Here is a 19325-nt window from a genome sequence, read left to right as displayed (position 1 = left end):
CCCCCGATGACACCGACGACCACGACGACCCCGATCCCGGGAACGTCGGCCAAGGCTCTCGAAGGAATCCGCGTCCTCGACATGACGCACGTCCAGTCCGGCCCCTCCGCCACCCAGTTGCTCGCCTGGCTCGGCGCGGACGTCGTCAAGCTGGAGGCGCCGACCGGCGACATCACACGGGGGCAGCTGCGCGACCTCCCGGACGTCGACTCCCTCTACTTCACGATGCTCAACTGCAACAAGCGCAGCATCACCCTCAACACCAAGACCGAGCGCGGCAAGGAGATCCTCACCGAGCTGATCCGGCGTTCCGACGTCATGGTCGAGAACTTCGGGCCGGGCGCCGTCGACCGCATGGGCTTCACCTGGGACCGCATCCAGGAGATCAACCCCCGGATCGTCTACGCCTCCATCAAGGGCTTCGGGGACGGCCCCTACACCAACTTCAAGGCGTACGAGGTCGTGGCGCAGGCCATGGGCGGGTCGATGTCGACCACCGGCTTCGAGGACGGGCCGCCCCTGGCGACGGGCGCGCAGATCGGCGACTCGGGCACGGGTGTCCACGCGGTCGCGGGCATCCTCGCCGCCCTGTTCCAGCGGGAGAGCACGGGACGCGGGCAGCGCGTGAACGTGGCGATGCAGCACGCGGTGCTCAACCTGTGCCGGGTCAAGCTCCGGGACCAGCAGCGCCTGGCGCACGGGCCGTTGGCCGAATATCCCAACGAGGACTTCGGCGACGAGGTGCCCCGGTCCGGCAACGCGTCCGGCGGCGGCCAGCCCGGCTGGGCGGTCAAGTGCGCGCCGGGCGGACCCAACGACTACGTGTACGTCATCGTGCAGCCGGTCGGCTGGAAGCCGATCACCGAGCTGATCGGGCGGCCGGAGCTGGCGGACGACCCCGAGTGGGCCACCCCGCAGGCCCGGCTGCCCCAGCTCACCAAGATGTTCCAGCTCATCGAGGAGTGGTCGGCCACCCTCCCCAAGTGGGAGGTGCTGGAGAAGCTCAACGCCCACAACATCCCCTGCGGCCCGATCCTGTCCACCAAGGAGATCGTCGAGGACGAGTCGCTGGTCGCCAACGAGATGGTCGTGACCGTGCCGCACCCCGAGCGGGGCGAGTTCGTGACGGTCGGCAGTCCGCTGAAGCTCTCCGACTCCCCCGTGGACGTGACCAGTTCACCACTGCTCGGCGAGCACAACGAAGAGGTCTACATCGGCGAGCTCGGCCTCGGCGACGAGGAACTGCGCCTGCTCAAGTCGAACGGAGTGATCTGAGTGATGGCCGAAGACCGGGTGCTGAGGGTGCGCGCGCTCCTCGACGCCGTACGGGCCGAGGGACGCGCCGCGCTCACCGCGCCCGAGGGCAAGGTGATCGCCGACGCCTACGCGATCGCCGTACCGGGCGAGGAACTGGCGAGGGACGTCGACGAGGCGGTGGCGTACGCGGCACGCTTCGGTGGGCCCGTCGTGATGAAGATCGTCTCCCCGGACATCCTGCACAAGACGGATGCCGGCGGTGTCGTCGTCGGCGTGGAGGGCGCGGCGGACGTGCGCGCGGCCTTCCACCGGATCGTCGAGAACGCGAAGGCGTACGACCCGCGGGCGCGTATCGAAGGCGTCCAGGTGCAGGAGCTGCTCCCCCGGGGGCAGGAGGTCATCGTCGGCGCGGTGACCGACCCGACCTTCGGGAAAGTGGTGGCGTTCGGGCTCGGCGGTGTCCTGGTCGAGGTCCTCAAGGACGTCACCTTCCGGCTCGCCCCCGTGAGCGCCGACGAGGCCCTGTCGATGCTGGACTCGATCCGGGCGGCCGAGATCCTGCGCGGGGTACGGGGCGCGCCGCCGGTGGACCGGTGGGCGATCGCCGAGCAGATCCGCCGGGTGTCCGAACTCGTCGCGGACTTCCCGGAGATAGCCGAGGTCGACCTCAACCCGGTGATCGCCACGCCGGAGGGCGCCGTCGCCGCGGACATCCGGGTGATCCTCGCCGAGTCGCTCCCCAAGGAGCGGCGCAAGTACGGCCGCGAGGAGATCCTCACCTCGATGCGCCGGCTGATGCAGCCCTCCTCGGTGGCCGTGATCGGCGCCTCCAACGAGCACGGCAAAATCGGGAACTCGGTGATGCGCAACCTCGTCGACGGCGGCTTCGCCGGCGAGATCCACCCGGTGAACCCCAAGGCCGATGACATCCTGGGCCGCAAGGCGTACAAGAGTGTCACGGACGTTCCCGGTGAGGTGGATGTGGCGGTCTTCGCGATCCCCGCCAAGTTCGTGGCCTCGGCCCTGGAGGAGGTGGGACGCAAGGGCGTCCCCAACGCCGTACTGATCCCCTCCGGATTCGCGGAGACCGGTGAGCAGGCGCTCCAGGACGAGATCGTGGCGATCGCCGAACGGCACGGCATCCGGCTGCTCGGCCCGAACATCTACGGCTACTACTCGACCTGGCAGGACCTCTGCGCCACGTTCTGCACGCCGTACGACGTCAAGGGCGGTGTCGCGCTGACCTCGCAGTCCGGCGGCATCGGCATGGCCATCCTGGGCTTCGCGCGCACCACGAAGACGGGCGTCTCCGCGATCGTCGGGCTCGGCAACAAGTCGGACCTGGACGAGGACGACCTGCTGACCTGGTTCGGCGAGGACCCGCGCACCGAGTGCATCGCGATGCACCTGGAGGACCTCAAGGACGGCCGCGCCTTCGTGGAGGCCGCCCGCGCGACGGTCCCCAAGAAGCCGGTCGTGGTCCTGAAGGCGGGCCGTACCGCCGCCGGGGCGAAGGCCGCCGGTTCGCACACGGGCGCGCTCGCGGGCGACGACGCCGTGTACGAGGACATCCTGAAACAGGCCGGCGTCATCAGGGCTCCGGGGCTGCGCGACATGCTGGAGTACGCGCGCGGACTGCCGGTGCTGCCGACTCCACGGGGCGACAACGTCGTGATCATCACGGGCGCGGGCGGCAGCGGCGTCCTCCTCTCCGACGCCGTGATGGACAACGGCCTGACCCTGATGGAGATACCGCCGGACCTGGACGCGTCCTTCAGGGCGTTCATCCCGCCCTTCGGAGCCGCGGGCAACCCGGTCGACATCACGGGCGGCGAGCCGCCGTCGACGTACGAGGCGACGATCCGGCTGGGCCTGGAGGATCCGCGCATCCACGCCCTCGTCCTCGGCTACTGGCACACCATCGTCACCCCTCCCATGGTCTTCGCCGAGCTCACCGCGCGCGTGGTGGCCGAGTTCCGGGAGCGGGGCGTCGAGAAGCCGGTGGTGGCGTCGCTCGCGGGCGACGTCGAGGTCGAGGAGGCCTGCCAGTACCTGTACGAGCGTGGGGTCGTGGCGTACCCGTACACGACGGAGACGCCGGTGGCGGTCCTGGGCGCCAAGTACCGCTGGGCGCGCGCGGCCGGCCTGTTGGGGGGCGGTTCATGAGGTGAACCAGGGCGGGAGCGGCCGACGGTGCGCGTCGGCCGCCCCCAGGACCCGTGCGCACGCGAAAGGCATTTGGACAGGGGGCGCTGGCCAGATCTTTCGACGCAAGGGGTGCTGAACCGACATGACGACCACCGACCTATCGACATCCGTCCCCTACAGGGAGGTGACGGATCGCAACGGCCGCCTGTACCGGATCGGTGAGACCGACCGGGACATCATGGGGCGACCACGCTGGACCATGGTGCTCTTCCCCTGGATGGGGATGCTGGGCATCAGTTCCTCGGAGTACGCGTTCACCTCCGCCGAGGACACCCTGCACGACGCCCACCTGTGGAGCAGTGGGCACATCTTCTGGCTGATGGGTGTCTGGATCTTCTTCCAGGCGGCCGTGGCCTTCCCGGCCGGGCAACTGCGCGAGAGCGGACGGCTGCCCGCGCGGTACGCCATGATGCTCGGCGCGCTGGGCACGGTGCTTGGCTATCTCTCGCTGGCGTTCGCGCCGCATGTGAGCGTCGCGTATCTCGGCTTCGGGATGTTCAGCGGCATCGGCGCCGGCTTCGTCTACGCGACCTGCGTGAACATGGTCGGCAAGTGGTACCCGGAGCGCAAGGGCGGCAAGACCGGCCTGGTCAACGGCGGTTTCGCCTATGGCTCCGTGCCCTTCGTCTTCCTGTTCACCTCGTACATGGACCTGGGCAACTACCGGACCGTTCTGGTGATGGTGGGCCTGGTCTGCTGCTTGGTGGTCGCGTTCGCGGGCTGGTTCTTCAAGGACCCGCCCAAGGGCTGGTGGCCTCCGCACGTGGACCCGCTGAAGGTGTCGTCCGACCCCAGGATCCGGCGGGCGCTGGAGAAGAACCCGCCGGCGGTGAAGCAGTACACCCCGAAGGAGGCCGCCCGCACACCCGTCCTGTGGATGATGTGGTTCTGTCTGCTGTGCACCGCGGGCATCAACATCTTCGGTATCGCCTTCCAGGTGCCGTTCGGCAAGGACATGGGGTTCGCGGGCGGGATCGTGGCCACCGCGATGTCCCTGAAGGCGATCGTCAACGGCACCGGGCGTGGCGTGATCGGCTGGATCTCCGACCGCTTCGGGCGCCGCAACACACTGATCATCGTCTGTCTGGTGCTGGGCTCCGCACAGTTCGGCGTGCTGGTCTCGGGCCAGATGGGCAGCATGCCGTTCTTCCTGTTCTGCTCCATGGTCTCCGGTTTCGGCGGCGGGGCGATCTTCCCGCTCTTCGCGGCCATGACGGCGGACTACTTCGGCGAGAACAACAACGCCTCCAACTACGGGATGGTCTACAGCTCGAAGCTGATCTCGGGCCTGGTGGGCTCCGGCATGGGCGCGGTCGTCGTCGGCGCGTGGGACTACCACGGGGCGTTCGTACTCGCGGGCTCCATCGGCCTGGCCTCCGCCGTCCTGGCGCTGTTCCTGAAATCACCGGGCACCCCCAAGGCCCGGAGCATCGTCCCCAACCCGCAACCGCTCGGCGAGGAGATGGCGTGACATGACGGCGGACCCCATCGCCACCGAGGGCGCGTCGGCCGAAGCCGGCGCCCCGAACCGCTCGTACCGCGAAGTCACCGACGCCCGGGGCCGTGTCTACCGGATCGGCGAGACGGACCGGGACATCCTGGGCCACTCACGCAAGTTCATGGTGTACCTGCCGTGGATCGCCATGATGGCCATCAGCGTCTTCGAGTACGCGTACGGCTCCGCGGAGGACACCCTGTCCCACGCGCACGGCTGGACGCAGAGCAACACCTTCTGGATCCTGAGCGTCTGGGTCTTCTTCCAGGCCGGCATAGCCTTCCCGGCGGGCTGGATGCGGGAGAAGGGCATCCTCACCGCCCGCAGGGCCATGTACATCGGCGCGGTCATGTGCGTACTCGGCTTCCTCGCCCTGTCGCACCTGAGCGACGTGCTGCTGGCCATCCTGGGCTTCGGTGTCATCGGCGGCATCGGCTCGGGCCTGGTCTACGCGACCTGCATCAACATGGTCGGCAAGTGGTTCCCCGAACGGCGGGGCGCCAGGACCGGCTTCGTCAACGGCGGATTCGCCTACGGCTCCCTGCCCTTCATCTTCATCTTCAACTACGCCTTCGACACCGGGAACTACCATCGCGTCCTGGACCTCATCGGGTGCTACGTGATGATCGTCGTCCTGTCCACCGCGTTCTTCTTCAAGGACCCGCCGAAGAACTGGTGGCCGGCGGACATCGACCCGCTGACCCACGGCGGCGACACCAAGACCGCGGCGACCCTCGCCAAGAACCCGCCCGCGGTGAAGCAGTACACCCCGAAGGAGGCCGTCAGGACGGGCGTGCTCCCCCTGATGTGGATCACCCTCGTGATGACCGCGGGTGTGTCGATCTTCGGGATCTCCTTCCAGGTCGACTTCGCCAAGGAGGTGGGCTTCGGTCCCCTGGTGGCGGCGTCCTCGATGGGCATCATGGCCGTCATCAACGGCATCGGCCGCGCCGTGGTGGGCTGGCTGTCCGACACCTGGGGACGCAAGTTGACCCTGGTGTTCGTCATCGTCGTGCTGGGGCTCGCGCAGTTCGGCGTGATCTGGGCCGGGAACGTCAGGAGCGAGTGGCTCTTCCTGTTCTTCGCCTTCCTCTCCGGGTTCGGCGGCGGTGCCTTCTACCCGATGTTCGCGGCCCTGACCCCGGACTACTTCGGCGAGAACTACAACGCCACCAACTACGGCCTGGTGTACAGCGGGAAGCTGGTCAGCGGTCTGTTCGGCGGCGGTCTCGGCTCGATGGTGGTCGCCGCCTGGGGTTACAACGGCGCGTACGCGCTGGCCGGCGGCATCTCGATGGCGGCGGCGGCGATCGCGTTGCTGCTGAAACAGCCGGGACGCGAGGGCGAGTTGAGCGTGAGTTCGCAGCCACAGCCGGCCGGCTGACGGGGCGAACGGAAGACGGCGGGCAACGGAACGGAACGTGCGCGGACGTACGGACATCAGGCGGCCCTCCCCACGGGACACGTGTGGGGAGGGTCGCCTGACGTGGCGCGCCGGATCCAGGGTGTGTCTAGTGGCGCTTCTCGCGGAGGGCGGCGAGGTGGTCGTAACCGATCTTCGCGTGCTTCAGTGACTGCCCTGGGTCGGTGGCACTCGGGGCGTTGTCCTGCTCGACCATCGGGTTGTGGTAACTCCGGTCGCCGACGCGGGAGAAGAACGTGGTGTAGTCGATGACGCCGGTGCCGAAGGGCACCATGTCGTAGCCCATTCCGTTGGTGGTGTTGACGGTGCCGTCCTTGGCGTGGAAGAGCGGGTAGCGCTTGTTGTTGCGGACGACGAGCCCCGCGGGATCGAAGGTCTTCTCCCGGGTGGAGCCGTCGTGGGCGGTGTACGTGGGGAACTTGTACTGGGCCACGTGCGCCCAGAAGATGTCCATCTCCAGCCAGACCACCTTCGGGTCGGTGACCTTCAGGAAGTACTCCAGTTTGCGGACGCCCGAACTGCGGGTCGGCCGGCCCTGGTCGTCCAGCGGGCCCCCGTCGAGCAGGAAGCCGTACGCCGCGTCGTGGTTGTGGGTGTACAGCTTGAGGCCCGCGCGGCGGGCGATGGCGCCGAGCGCGTTCCACTTGTCGGCGGCGACGTCCCAGTCTGCGCGGTAGGCGCTGCCGGTGGGGTCGCCGCCGGTGCCCACGTGCGCCATGCCGAGGATGTTGGCGATCTCCAGGTGCTTCTTGAAGGTGTCCAGGTCGGGTGTGGTGAGGGGCCAGGACGACGGGATGAAGCCGTGGTTGCCCTGGGCCCGCAGCCCGTAGTCGTCGAGCCAGGAGCGCAGCAGCCTGGCGCCCTCCACCGACTCCAGGTTCGCTCCGCCGGGGGCGTTGGCGTGCTGGCCGTACCCGGCGAACTCCACCTGCCGGTAGCCGAAGCGCGAGAGCTGTTCGAAGACCTCGCGGAAGCCGGAGGGCAGGTCGGTGGAGAGCGGGTCGCGGCCCGTCGCGTCACGGACGGTGTACAGGATGATGCCGCGCCGGTTCGCGGGGACGAGGAGGTCACCGCCGTGGCCGTGACCGTGGTCGTGGCCTCTGCCCCGGTCGTGGGCGACGGCCGGAGAGGCGCCGAGGACGGGTGCGGCGATCGCCGCGGTCGCGGCGGCGGTGCAGGTGCTGAGGAAGCGGCGGCGGTCGACTCCGAGTGTGCGACGCAGGGCGTCGCCGACTGCGGGTTCGTCGTTGAACGCGGGTCCGTCGTTGAACGCGGTCACGGTGTCTCTCTTTCGGGTCGGTGTTCAGCGGTGCCGGGTGCCGGAGGATGTGGTGCCGCCCGTGCCCGGGCCGGTGGCCTGCCGGGCAGGTGCGGGGACGCGCGGCGGAGGCGTTGTCAGTGGCGCGTGTTTCACTTTCCGTAGTCGCTCGTCCGGCCTCGTCACGCGAGACCGGCCAGGCCGAGCAGCAGGGATTTCACTTCGGTGGCCGCGATGCGGCCGGTGCCGGTGCGGGGGGTGGAGCAGATGAGGAGCGGACCTTCGTCGTCGCTCGCGGGAAGGCGGCCGTGGCTGCCGCGAAGAGCCGAGGGGTCGAGGGGCACGACGGCCATGCGGTAGCGCAGCCCGAGCTTCTTGCGGGCCAGCGCCGTGGCGGCCTTCACCTTGACGTAGGGGTCGAGGGGGTCCATGAACAGTTCGGCCGGGTCGTAGCCGGGTTTGCGGTGGATCTCGACGAGGCGCGCGAAGTCGGGCGCGTCGGCGTCGTCGAGCCAGTAGTAGTACGTGAACCAAGCGTCCGGTTCGGCGACGGCGACGAGTTCGCCGGAGCGCGGATGGTCGAGGTGGTGGGCCTTCTTGCCCTCGTCGTCGAGGAGTCGCTCGATGCCGGGCAGGCCGGCGAGTGCGGTCCTGGTGCCCTCCAGGTCCTCGGGCCGTCGCACGTAGACGTGGGCGATCTGGTGGTCGGCGACCGCGAAGGCGCGGGAGGCCATCGGGTCGAGGTACTCCATGCCGTCCTGCGTGTGCACCTCGAGGAGGCCGGCGCGGCGCAGGGCGCGGTTGATGTCGACGGGACGGTCCACGCGGGTGATGCCGTACTCCGAGAGCGCGACGACGGTGCGGCCTTCGGCCTCGGCGTCGTCGAGAAGGGGCGCGACGGCCGCGTCGAGGTCGGCGGCGGCCCGGTGGGAGCGCGGGTCGTCGGGGCCGAAGCGCTGCAGGTCGTAGTCGAGGTGAGGGAGGTAGCAGAGGGTCAGGTCCGGCCGGCGGGTGCGGTTGACGTGCCGGGTCGCGTCGATGATCCAGCGGCTGGAGACGAGGTCGGCGCCGGGGCCCCAGAAGTGGAAGAGGGGGAACGTGCCGAGTCTCGCGGTGAGTTCGTCGTGCAGGGCCGGGGGCCGGGTGTAGCAGTCGGGTTCCTTGCGGCCGTCGGCGTAGTAGACGGGACGGGGAGTGACGGTGATGTCGGTGTCGGCGCCCATGGCGTACCACCAGCAGATATTGGCGACCGTGTAGCCGGGATGCGCACGGCGGGCGGCGTCCCACAGCTTGTCGCCGGACACCAGGCCGTTGTGCTGCCGCCACAGGAGTACGTCGCCGAGTTCGCGGAAGTACCAGCCGTTGCCGACGATGCCGTGCTCGCCGGGGTGGGTGCCGGTGAGGAAGGTGGACTGGGCGGCGCAGGTGACGGCGGGCAGGACGGTGCCGAGCGGGGCGCTGAAACCGGACCGGCCGAGCGCTTTGAGGCGGGGCATGTGGTCGAGCAGACGAGGGGTGAGGCCGACGACGTCGAGGACGAGGAGCGGGGTGGGCCCGGAACGCTCCGGCGTGGGGTGGGTCACGGCAGCTCCTTGAGGCCCAGGTCCGTCAACAGATCGCGGGCGAGGGTGAGTTCGGCGGCGATGCCGTCGACGAGCTGGGCGCGGGTCCGGGGGCGCAGCTCGGGCGGCAGGGCCTGCCAGGTGTAGGTCTCGACCTCCAGGTGCCGGGTGAGCGGGTGCGTGCCGCCGACGAGGCGGGTCAGCGCGGCCTTGAGGACGGGGAGGGTCGAGGTGAGGGGTGCGGCGGGGGGTGCGTGCAGCGGGACGTGGAAGTGGGCGCGCCACGGGGTGGTGTCGGGCAGTGCGTCGCCGGTCAGGGCCTCGCCGAGGTCGTCGGTGCCGCGCAGGCCGGTGGCGGTGGTGGTGCGGGTCTGGTGCAGGAAGCGGGGTTCGTCGAAGGCGGCGAGGGCCGCACGGACTTCGGGGAGACGGGGGTGTTCGGCGTGCAGGGCCGCGGAGAGCTGGGACTTGACGATGGGGACGCGGGCCTCGGTGAGGGCGTCCAGGGCGGTGTGCGGGTCCTCGAAGGAGGTGGCGAGGTGGCACGTGTCCACGCAGATGCCGATGCGGTCGTGGCCGATGGCGGTGAGCGGGGCGAGCGCGTCGGCGGTGGTCTCGACGGTGCAGCCCGGTTCGGGTTCCAGGCCGACGCGCAGCGAGCGTCCGGTGAGTTCGTGGAGGGCGTCGAGGCGTTCCGCGAGGGTGGTCAGCGCGGCCCGGGCCCTCGCCGCGCGGTCGTCGTCGTACGCGGTGCGCCAGGCCAGCGGCAGGGTGGAGACGCTGCCTTCGGTGATGTCGTCGGGGAGGAGCTGGGCGAGGACACGGGCGAGGGCGGTGGTGTGGGCGAGGCGTTCCGGGTCGGCCCAGTCGGGCCGGTAGACGCGGTACTTGACCTCTTCGGCGCCGAAGCCCTCGTAGGGGAAGCCGTTGAGGGTGACGACCTCGAGGCCGCGGCGGTCGAGTTCGGTGCGCAGGGCGCGCAGCGCGGAGGGGTCGGTGACCAGGGCGTGGGCGGCGTCCTTGGCGAGCCACAGGCCGATGCCGAGGCGGTCGCGGCCGAGGCGCCGGCGGACGGGTTCGCAGTGGTCGCGGAGCTGGGCGAGGACGCCGTCGAGGGTTTCGGCGGGGTGGACGTTGGTGCAGTAGGCGAGGTGGACGGTGGAGCCGTCGGGATGGCGGAAGCGCATCGCTCACTCCCCGCCACGCAGGACGGAGTTGCCCTCGTGGGTCGCGCCGGTGCCGGGCAGGTCGAGGCAGAGGCGTCCGCTGAGTCCGTAGAAGGCGACGGGGTTGCGCCACAGCACCCGGTCGACGTCGTCGTCGGTGAACCCGGCGGCCAGCAGGGCGTCGCCCACGAGACGGGTCTTGAGGGGGTCGCTCCTCCCCCAGTCCGCGGCCGAGTTGACGAGAACTCTCTCCGGACCGTAGGCGCGCAGGATCGCGACCATGCGCTCCTCGTCCATCTTGGTGTCGGGATAGACGGAGAAGCCCAGCCAGCAGCCGCTGTCCTTGGCTTCCTTGACGGTCGTCTCGTTGAGGTGGTCGACCAGGACACGGTCCGGGGGCAGTGCGGACTCCCGGACGGCGTCCAAGGTGCGGCGCAGGCCGGTGAGCTTGTCGCGGTGGGGGGTGTGCACCAGCGCGGGCAGCCCGTGGTCGGCGGCGAGCTGGAGCTGGGTGGTCAGGGCGGTGTCCTCGGCGGGGGTCATGGAGTCGTAGCCGATCTCGCCCACGGCCACGACCTGGTCCTTGACGAGGTACCGGGGCAGTTCGTCCAGGACGGGGACGCAGCGGGGGTCGTTGGCCTCCTTGGGGTTGAGGGCGAGTGCGCAGTGGTGGGCGATGCCGTACTGGGCGGCGCGGAAGGGCTCCCAGCCGAGCAGTGAGTCGAAGTAGTCGAGGAAGGAGGCGGCCGAGGTGCGTGGCTGGCCGAGCCAGAAGGCGGGCTCGACGACGGCGCGGACGCCCGCGGCGCGCATGGCCTCGTAGTCGTCGGTGGTCCGTGACGTCATGTGGATGTGGGGGTCGAAGATGCGCATCAGGACTCCTTGCCGGATCGGCCGTGGGTGCCGGTGGGGGTGTCGGCGGGCTCGGTCAGCGCCAGTACGCGCCGGAGGTCCTCGGGGACGGGACGGCCCGCGGCGGTGCGTTCCTCGGCGTGGTCGCCGAGCATCCGGGCGAGTTCGGCGTCCGCGCGGGCGCGCTCGGCGAGGCCTGCCACGGCGTCGACGGGGACACCGGTGAAAAGGCACTTGAGGACGGCGTGCCGCCAGTTGTGGGCGTCCAGGTGGCGGGCCGCGTACGGGCCGAGGGCGGCGGCGACGAGCCGGGTGTCGTTGGTGCGCAGTGCGTCCTCGACGAGGGGCAGCGCGTCGGGGCCTGGCACGAGGTGGGGCAGGGCGTGCAGGACGGCGCGGCGTTCGGCGGCGGTGCCCTGGCGGTAGACGCGGGCGAGCGCCTGGGGGTCGGCGCGGGCGGCGTGCAGGAGGAGGACGCGGGCGCCGTCGGCGTTCTCGTGGCCGCAGCGCTTACCTGCCTCCGCGATCCGCAGCTCCCAGACGGAGATCGGCCCGTGGGTCCCGGGATGGTCGGCGGCTTCGGTGAGAGCTCGGTCGAGCCAGGCTCGGGCGGGGGCGTCGAGGCGGGAGTCGAGCCGGGCCCGCAGGGACGCGAGGGCGGGTGCGGTGGTGGCGGTGGTGGCGGTGGTGGGTGGAGCGGCAGGAGGTGGAGCGGCGGTGGGCGGGGTGCCGCCGTGGAGTGCGCGCGGGTGGTGGTTCACGGGGTGCTCCCTTCGGCGCTGTCGGGGATCGCCCGGGCCGCGCGGTGGAGGAACGGGAGGGACTCTTCGGCGAAGTGGGGGCCCGCGTGGGAGTGGCGGGGCAGTTCGACGACGGTCAGTGCTTGGTAGCCGGTGGCGGCCAGGGCTTCGAGGACGGGCGGGAAGTCGATCTCCCCGTCCCCGAGCGGGAGGTGTTCGTGGACGCCGCGGCGCATGTCCTCGATCTGGACGTGCCGCAGCCAGGGCGCGGCGGCACGTACGCAGTCGGCGGGGGAAAGGGGTTCCAGGCACTGGCAGTGACCGATGTCGAGGGTGAGGCCGAGGGCCGGCGGGTCGCCGAGGATGTGGCGCAGGCGGTGGAAGTCGTCGAGGGTGGCGAGCAGATGGCCGGGTTCGGGTTCGACGGCGAGCGGGACGCCGGCGCGGGTGGCCGCGTCCAGCACCGGCGCCAGTGCCTCGGCGAGCCGCTTCCAGGCGGTGTCCTCGTCGGTACCGGCCGGGGGTACGCCGCTGAAGCAGTGCACGGCGTGCGCGCCGAGGTCGGCGGCGGTCCGCACGGCGCGGTGCAGCAGGCCGGCGCGGCGCGCCCGGTCCGCCGGGTCCGGGTCGAGGAGGGACGGTCCGTGCTTGCGGCGCGGGTCGAGGACGTAGCGGGCACCGGTCTCCACGGTGACGCCGAGACCGAGAGCGTCCAGCCTGCGGGCCAACCGCCGGGTCCGGGCGGCGAGATCCGGGGCCATCGGGTCGAGGTGCATGTGATCGAGCGTCAAACCGACGCCGTCGTAGCCGAGGTCCGCGAGCAGGGCGAGGGCGTCGTCGAGGCGGAGGTCGGCCAGCCCGTTGGTGCCGTAGCCGAAGCGCAGGGGGCTGGGGGTCGTGGGGTGCGGCGCGGGGTCCGCGGGACGGGGTGCGGGGTCCCCAGAGCCGGGTGCGGGACCCCCAGGACCGGATGCGGGACCCCCAGGACCGGGTGCGGGGCTCGCGGAGCACGGCGAGGAGTTCGCGGAGCGCGGCGCGGGGCTCATGTGACGCTCACCTTCTTCGCGAACCTGCGGGCCGCGGGGGCCAGTGCGGCGGTGAGGAGCGCGGAGGTGAGGGCGCCCGAGCGGGCCGCGAGGGCGGCCTGGAGCGGGATCATGGCGCGGATGCCGCCGCCGACGGCTCGTTGGGTGAGCGGGGGCGAGGGGTTGAGAGCGGCGTGCAGGAGGGGGCGGGCGGAGGTGGCGGCGTAGGCGGCCGTGAAGGCCGCGCGCAGGACGTGCGCGGCGCTCCGAGGAGCGCGGGCGGAGGTAGGTCCGCGCGTCAACGCCCAGGACAGCGAACCCGTCGCGGCGAGCGCGGCCAGCGGTACGACCGGTGATCCGCCCCGGGTCTCGCCTCGGGAGACCGCGGTCACCGCCAGGGTGTGGACGGCCAGCGCGGCGGCGGAGGGCAGGGCGGGTCGGACGCCGCCGCCCGTCGCCGCCGCGCCGAGGAGCAGGTCAAGACCCCGGGCGGCGGCCATCGCCGCCGGCCCCGCGAAAGTTCGCTTGAGCACGAGGTCGTACGCCCACACGGTGGCCGCGAGGGGTACCGCGACGGCGAGGGCGCCACGGCCCGCGCGGACGGCGAGGGCCAGACCGGCCGCGGTCAGGGTGCCCGCCGCCGCGAGGGCCGCGGTCGGCCGGACACGGCCGGACGGCAGCGGGCGGTGCGGGCGCTCGGCGGCGTCCTCGGCCCGGTCGGCCCAGTCGTTGAGGGCCATGCCCGCCTCGTACAGGCACAGCGAGCAGCCGACGGCGAGCAGCGTGCGCGGTCCGGGGCGGCGACCGGCGGCAGCGGCTCCGGCGAGGGCGTCGCCGGGGACGGTGAACAGGGCGGGCAGCCGGAGCAGTTCGGCCCAGGCGAGCAGCCGCGGACCGGCACCACGCGGCACGGAACCGGTCGTTCCCGCGTCCGGGCGAGGGTGCGTCACCGCTCCTCCCGGGACCCGTGCGACGGCCGTCCGGGCTGCGGGTTCCGTCGTCCCGGCTGCTGGGCGCGGCGTTCGGGGTGCGGCTCCGGGCGTTCCGGACGTGGTGTCCGGAGCCGGACCGCGAACCGCGCGAGCTCGGCGTACTGTTCGCCGAGCGCCGCGGGCCCCTCGCCCAGCGGGTCCTTGAAGTAGAAGCCGAGGCCGTCGAGCGGCCCCGACAGGCCCGCCTCGTGGGCGCGGGACACCAGGCGTGCGAGGTCGAGGACGAGGGGCGCCGCCAGTGCGGAGTCGCAGCCCTGCCAGGTGGTCTGGAGGATCATCCGGGTACCGAGGAAGCCGTCGAAGGCGATGTGGTCCCAGGCGGTCTTCCAGTCGCCGAGCGCCGGCACGTCGTCGATGTGCACCTCGCCCTGCGGGGCCGTGCCCAGCGTGTCCGCGAGCACCCGTTCCTTGCCGGCGTTCTTGGCGGCCGCGGCGGCGGGGTCGGCGAGGGAGGCCCCGTCACCGCCGCCGAGCAGGTTGGTGCCCGACCAGGCGCGGACCTCCAGCGCGCGTTGCGCGAACATCGGGCCGAGCACCGACCGCAGGAGGGTCTGGCCCGTCTTGCCGTCCCGGCCGGCGTACGGCAGGCCGCCGGTCCGTGCCGCCGGGGCCAGCGCGGGGTGGTGGAGGCCGGTCGACGGGGTGAAGTTCACGTACGGGCAGCCGGCCTTGAGGGCCGCCGCCGCGTACAGGGAGCTCGGGGGCAGCGTGGTGCCGGTGGGAGCGGGCTCGGTGGGAGCGGGCTCGGTGGAGGCCACGTTCACCACGACCGCCCGGGTCAGGCCCCGTCGCCGTAAGAAGTCCCGCAGGTCGGCGGCGAAGCCGTCGACCAGCTCCGCGGTGTCCTGGGTGCCGCCGGGGACCGGGCCGCCCGGCCGGATCTCCCGGTCGGCGGCCTCCAGTTCGGCCGCGACCGCCGCCGGCAGGCCGTGCGGGAGGACGCCCCCCGCCACGAGGGCCTCCGCGCGCTTGGGCAGCGGGCAGTCCACGGTGTCGTGGCCGCCGAAGACGAGCGAGGACAGCGGAGGCAGGCCGCACCCGGCGAAGAGGGGTGTCTCGGTGACCATGCCGGTCGGAGGGTGCAGGCCGGCGGTGACGGCCGCGCAGCCCGCGACGACGGTGGTGGCGACGGAACCGCGCGCTCCGATCAGCCACACACCCACCCGGGGTTCGGAAGAGGACGCGGACATGGGCAGCCTCCTGGTCGTACGTCCGCCACAGAGGAGAGACGGAGGAGAGGGAAGAGGTCAGGGGGATGTCAGGGACGTCAGGGACGTCAGGGTGAAGCTGGGTGCGGGAGGTGAAGAGGCGCCGGAGGCGGGTGAGGTGCGGACGAGACGGCGGGCGGGGGTCCGGCGTCCCCCGCCCGCCGCCGCTCAGTCGCCCGGAGGCGCCGTGTTTGCCACGGACTTCGCGGGCAGTTCCTTGATCCGTACGTTGCGGAAGGACACCTGGTCGTCGGCTCCGTGGTTCTGGATGCCGATGTGCCCGTCGCGCAGGCTCCGTGCCGGATCGGTGTTGGTGAAATCGTTGATCCGCACACCGTTGAGCCGGACGCGGAGGTGTTCGCCCTCCACCCGGATCTCGTACGTGTTCCACTCCCCCGGCGGATTCAGCGCGCGGTCGCGCTTCCTGAGGTCGGCGGACTGGAATCCGTACACGGCCCCCGTGGTGCGGTCGGGGGTGTCGGTCGCGTCGATCTGGACCTCATGGCCGTGGTCGACGGCCGACCAGGGGTCGTCGGAGGCGGGGAAGCCCACGAAGACGCCGGAGTTGTCGTCCCCGGCCGCCTTCCAGTCCAGCTTCAGCGAGTAGGAGCCGAACGCGGCCCCTGCGTACCAGAGCATTCCCAGGCCGCCGGACGACGTGAGTGTGCCGTCCGGTGACAGTGAGAACGCGCCCGGTCCCGCCTGTCGCCAGTCGGTCAGCGAGGCGGCGGTGCCGTCGAAGAGCGGCCGGTAGCCGTTCTCGGGGCGGCAATCGGCCCGGGCGGCCCCCGTCGCGTACCGGATGCCGCCCAGCAGGTGCCGGCGGAAGGCCGGGTCCGCGTAGGACTCCTTGGTGTGACCGCCCCCGGTGTAGAAGGCGCGGCCGCCCCGGTACTCCTGGCACCAGGCGATCGGATGGTCGCCGCTCATCGTGCCGCCGGAGTACGTGGACTCGTCGAGGGAGGCCAGGACGTGCACCCGTTCCCGGGGATCGGAGCGGTAGTTGTACCACTCGTCCGTACGCTCCCAGGTTCCCGGAAGTCCCGAGGTCGCCGGGTGTCCGGTGTCCTCGACGTCGACCGTCGCGGGCTGGATCGCGGGATGCGACTGGAAGTAGGCGCCCACGAGACCGCCGTAGAAGGCCCAGTCGTACTCGGTGTCGGCGGCCGCGTGGACGCCCGCGTAACCACCTCCCCGCTCGATGTACCGCTCGAACGCGCCCTGTTGGGTGTCGTCGAGGACGTCACCGGTGGTCGAGAGGAACACCACGGCGTCGTACCGCGCGAGGTTGCGTGCGGTGAAGGCGCCCGCGTCCTCGGTGGCGTCGACCGTGAAACCGCCCTCGGTCCCCAACTCCCGTACGGCCGCGATCCCTTCGGGAATCGCGTCGTGTCTGAAGCCCGCTGTCTTCGAGAACACCAGCACCCGGCTCCCGCCGGGACCGGCCGCGCCCTTCGACGCGGCCGGTCCCGCCACACATCCGAGGAGCAGGGCGGCAGCGGCACCCGTGGTCAGTATTCGTGCCGTTGTGCGCATGACCGTCGCTCCTCCTGTCAGCCCGTGGTGAAGGTGAAGTCGTCCACGTCGTAGAGCGCGCCCGCGCCTCCCCTGAAGACGAGGTAGAGCGTCGTGGTGCCGCGCGGAGCACGTGAGATGTCCGCACTGACGTCCTGGAAGGTGTCCCAGCCGCCGGTCACCGGCACCGTCGCCCTGCCCAGCACGCGGCCGGTCGGGGAGCCCGCGCGGACCTCGAGGGTGCCGCCCGCGCCGGCCGACGAGACGCGAGCCGTGATCTTCTTGGCGTCGGCCAGGACGTACGGGGTGAAGGAGATCCAGTCGCCGTCGTCGATGTCGCCGACGGTCTTCCCGCCGTGTGCGGTGGCCTTCGACTGAACGGTGATGCCGGAGGCGTCGCCGTGGTGTTCGGCCTGGCGGTGCCTGGGCTGGAGCACATTGCGGTCGTGGGTGGTCAGCGCGGCCTGGCCGCCGCCTCCGCCGTCGGTGTACTCGGCGTCGAGGACCCCGAAGATGTTGGCGTCCTCGTCGTGGCCGCCGTCGGCGCTGGTCTGCAGGGTGCCGGAGCAGCCGTTCGCCGAGGTGAGCGGGTGGCCGTGGCTGTCGTGGCCGAGGACGAAGGTGACCTTCACCTTGGCGCAGTCGATCGCCCGGCCGTCCTCCGGGTCGGTGACCCTCACCTTGAACGGCACGGGGTCACCGAAGCTGAACAGCTGCCCGTCACCGGGCAGTTCGACGGTCACTTTGGGCGCGGTGTTGCCGACCACGATCTGCACGCTGGCGCCGCCGGTGCGCCCGGTGCTGTCCTTGGCGGTCACCGTCGCGGTGTAGGTCCCGTTCCTCTTGTACTTGTGCGACGGGTCGGCCGCCGTCGATGTGCCGCCGTCGCCGAAGTCCCAGCTGTAGGTGAGGGCGTCGCCGTCCGCGTCGGTCGAACCGGCCGAGGAGAAGCGGACCTTGAGCGACGCCTGCCCCGAGGTGCGGTCCGCCGCGGCCTGGGCGACGGGCGAGTGGCCATCGGTGGCGTTCTCGATGCGGTAGAGGCCGGAGTTCTCATCGCCGCCGAACCAGGCGGTGCCGTAGTCGAGGACGTAGAGCGCTCCGTCCGGGCCGAACGCCATGTCCATCACCTGGGTGCCCGTCCACGGGACCGAGTTGACGGACCGCACGGTGCCGTCGGTGTCGGCGTCGATCCGCTTGATCCAGCGGCGGCCGAACTCTCCGGCGAAGAAGTTCCCGTCGTAGGCCTGCGGGAACTTCACCGGCGAGTCGAGCGAGGCGTCGTAGTGGTAGACCGGGCCGCCCATCGGGGACTCGGAGCCGTCGCCGAACTCCGGGACGGACGCGCCGTCGTACGGGATCCAGGCGGGCTGGGCCGGGGGCAGATCGGTGAGACCGGTGTTGTGGGGGGAGGTGTTCTTGGGGGCGGCGCAGTCGAAGGCCGCGCCGGAGGTCCTGGTCGCGAAGTCGTAGTCCACGTAGGCGTCGTTCCTGCCGGTGCAGTACGGCCAGCCGAAGTTGCCGGCGGCGGTGACACGGGCGAACTCGACCTGGCCGCCGGGGCCGCGCGCCGGATCGGCCGCGCCCGCGTCCGGGCCGTAGTCACCGACGTAGACGACGCCGGTCTGCTTGTCGACGCTGAAGCGGAACGGGTTGCGGAAGCCCATCGCGTAGATCTCGGGGCGGGCCTTGTCCGTACCGGGTGCGAAGAGGTTGCCGTCGGGGATGGAGTACGTGCCGTCGGCGTTCACCTTGATGCGCAGGATCTTGCCGCGCAGGTCGTTGGTGTTACCGGCCGAACGCTGGGCGTCGAACGCCGGGTTGCGGTCGGCGCGCTCGTCGATGGGTGTGAAGCCGTCGGACTGGAAGGGGTTGGAGTCGTCGCCGGTGGAGAGGTAGAGGTTCCCCGCCGCGTCGAAGTCGATGTCGCCGCCGACGTGGCAGCAGATGCCCCGGGAGGTCTTGACGTCGAGGATCTGCTTCTCGCTGGCGTTGTCGAGCGTGCCGTCGGTCTTCAGGACGAAGCGGGAGAGCCGGTTGACCCCGTCGAACGGGGTGAAGTCGGCGGCCGTCCCGGTCTCGGGGGCGTCGCCCGCCGGGGTATTCAGCGGTGGCGCGTAGTAGAGGTAGACGAACCGGTTGGACGCGAAGCCGGGGTCGACGCCGACGCCCTGGAGGCCCTCCTCGTCGTGGGTGTAGACGTCGAGCTTGCCGGCGAGTCTGGTGTTGCCCGCGGCGTCGGTGAGGCGGAGTTCGCCGTCGCGCGAGGTGTGCAGGACCGAGCGGTCGGGGAGCACGGCGAGCGACATGGGCTCGCCGACCTCCGGTTCGCCCTTGGCGAGGGTGACCTGCTGGAAGTCCTCGGCGGCCGCCTCGCCCGGACCGGCGACGGCTGCGCCGGCCGCGGGGGCGGTGAGGGTGAGGGACGCGGCTGCCAGCAGCGCGCCGCTCAGCAGGGCGAGTGCCCCGCGGAGCCTCGGGCGTCCTAAGTGACTTGTGCGGCTCTTGTTCCGGTCGTTCGGGTGCACGAAATGCCTCCATGAAGGGGCTGGTCGTACGGGCGGGTGCGGTACGCCGGGGTGCGCCGTCACCCCGGAAGCATGTGAACGGTGTGCTGCGGCCTG

Annotated in this window: 14 protein-coding genes; 4 read left to right on the top strand and 10 right to left on the bottom strand. The window is 71.4% G+C overall.

Going from position 1 to position 19325, the window contains the following annotated elements:
* Window positions 1-6: 6 nt before the first annotated feature.
* The 4 genes from frc (at window position 7) to HEP85_RS32045 (ending at window position 6344) form a co-directional block, all read left to right on the top strand.
* A complete protein-coding gene (frc, locus tag HEP85_RS32060; protein WP_168530997.1) occupies window positions 7-1275 on the top strand; it encodes a formyl-CoA transferase in 1269 nt (422 codons plus the stop codon).
* Window positions 1276-1278: 3 nt separating this feature from the next.
* The gene (locus HEP85_RS32055; protein WP_168530996.1) at window positions 1279-3423 is read left to right on the top strand and encodes an acetate--CoA ligase family protein; all 2145 of its coding nucleotides are present in this window, start codon (window positions 1279-1281) and stop codon (window positions 3421-3423) included.
* A gap of 124 nt (window positions 3424-3547) precedes the next feature.
* Entirely contained in the window at window positions 3548-4936 is a 1389-nt protein-coding gene (locus HEP85_RS32050) for an OFA family MFS transporter (protein WP_168530995.1), read from the top strand.
* A gap of 1 nt (window position 4937) precedes the next feature.
* Window positions 4938-6344, top strand: coding sequence for an OFA family MFS transporter (locus HEP85_RS32045; RefSeq protein WP_168530994.1), 1407 nt, complete (start codon window positions 4938-4940; stop codon window positions 6342-6344).
* A 127-nt stretch (window positions 6345-6471) separates the two neighbouring features.
* Here the strand turns inward: HEP85_RS32045 and HEP85_RS32040 are convergent, their stop codons facing one another.
* The 10 genes from HEP85_RS32040 to HEP85_RS31995 form a co-directional block, all read right to left on the bottom strand.
* Complete coding sequence (locus HEP85_RS32040) at window positions 6472-7662, bottom strand: sugar phosphate isomerase/epimerase (protein ID WP_168530993.1); 1191 nt, start codon at window positions 7660-7662, stop codon at window positions 6472-6474.
* Window positions 7663-7823: 161 nt separating this feature from the next.
* Window positions 7824-9224 carry a nucleotide pyrophosphatase/phosphodiesterase family protein gene (locus tag HEP85_RS32035; RefSeq protein ID WP_168530992.1) on the bottom strand — a complete coding sequence of 467 codons (1401 nt, stop codon included), beginning with the start codon at window positions 9222-9224 and terminating at the stop codon, window positions 7824-7826.
* On the bottom strand, window positions 9221-10390 hold the full coding sequence (gene eboE, locus HEP85_RS32030; RefSeq protein ID WP_168530991.1) for a metabolite traffic protein EboE: 1170 nt from the start codon (window positions 10388-10390) through the stop codon (window positions 9221-9223). Before eboE ends, HEP85_RS32035 begins: the two co-directional genes overlap by 4 nt.
* Window positions 10391-10393: 3 nt before the next feature.
* A complete protein-coding gene (locus HEP85_RS32025; RefSeq protein ID WP_168530990.1) occupies window positions 10394-11242 on the bottom strand; it encodes a TatD family hydrolase in 849 nt (282 codons plus the stop codon).
* Window positions 11242-11982: an EboA domain-containing protein gene (locus tag HEP85_RS32020; protein ID WP_168530989.1), complete on the bottom strand. Its 741-nt coding sequence runs from the start codon at window positions 11980-11982 to the stop codon at window positions 11242-11244. Before HEP85_RS32020 ends, HEP85_RS32025 begins: the two co-directional genes overlap by 1 nt.
* Complete coding sequence (locus HEP85_RS32015; protein WP_248002145.1) at window positions 11979-13007, bottom strand: sugar phosphate isomerase/epimerase; 1029 nt, start codon at window positions 13005-13007, stop codon at window positions 11979-11981. Before HEP85_RS32015 ends, HEP85_RS32020 begins: the two co-directional genes overlap by 4 nt.
* On the bottom strand, window positions 13004-13897 hold the full coding sequence (locus HEP85_RS32010; protein ID WP_329295155.1) for an SCO3242 family prenyltransferase: 894 nt from the start codon (window positions 13895-13897) through the stop codon (window positions 13004-13006). Before HEP85_RS32010 ends, HEP85_RS32015 begins: the two co-directional genes overlap by 4 nt.
* Window positions 13898-13932: 35 nt before the next feature.
* Entirely contained in the window at window positions 13933-15168 is a 1236-nt protein-coding gene (locus HEP85_RS32005; protein WP_329291584.1) for an inositol-3-phosphate synthase, read from the bottom strand.
* A 186-nt stretch (window positions 15169-15354) separates the two neighbouring features.
* On the bottom strand, window positions 15355-16722 hold the full coding sequence (locus HEP85_RS32000; RefSeq protein ID WP_168530987.1) for a ThuA domain-containing protein: 1368 nt from the start codon (window positions 16720-16722) through the stop codon (window positions 15355-15357).
* A gap of 17 nt (window positions 16723-16739) precedes the next feature.
* On the bottom strand, window positions 16740-19229 hold the full coding sequence (locus HEP85_RS31995) for a PQQ-dependent sugar dehydrogenase (protein ID WP_168530986.1): 2490 nt from the start codon (window positions 19227-19229) through the stop codon (window positions 16740-16742).
* Between the last annotated feature and the right edge of the window lie 96 nt (window positions 19230-19325).

Origin of the sequence: Streptomyces sp. RPA4-2, assembly GCF_012273515.2 — a bacterium.
Taxonomy (GTDB): Bacteria; Actinomycetota; Actinomycetes; order Streptomycetales; family Streptomycetaceae; genus Streptomyces; species Streptomyces kaempferi.
The sequence above is the reverse complement of the archived record's forward strand: the minus strand, read 5'-3'. Positions and strand labels throughout refer to the sequence as shown.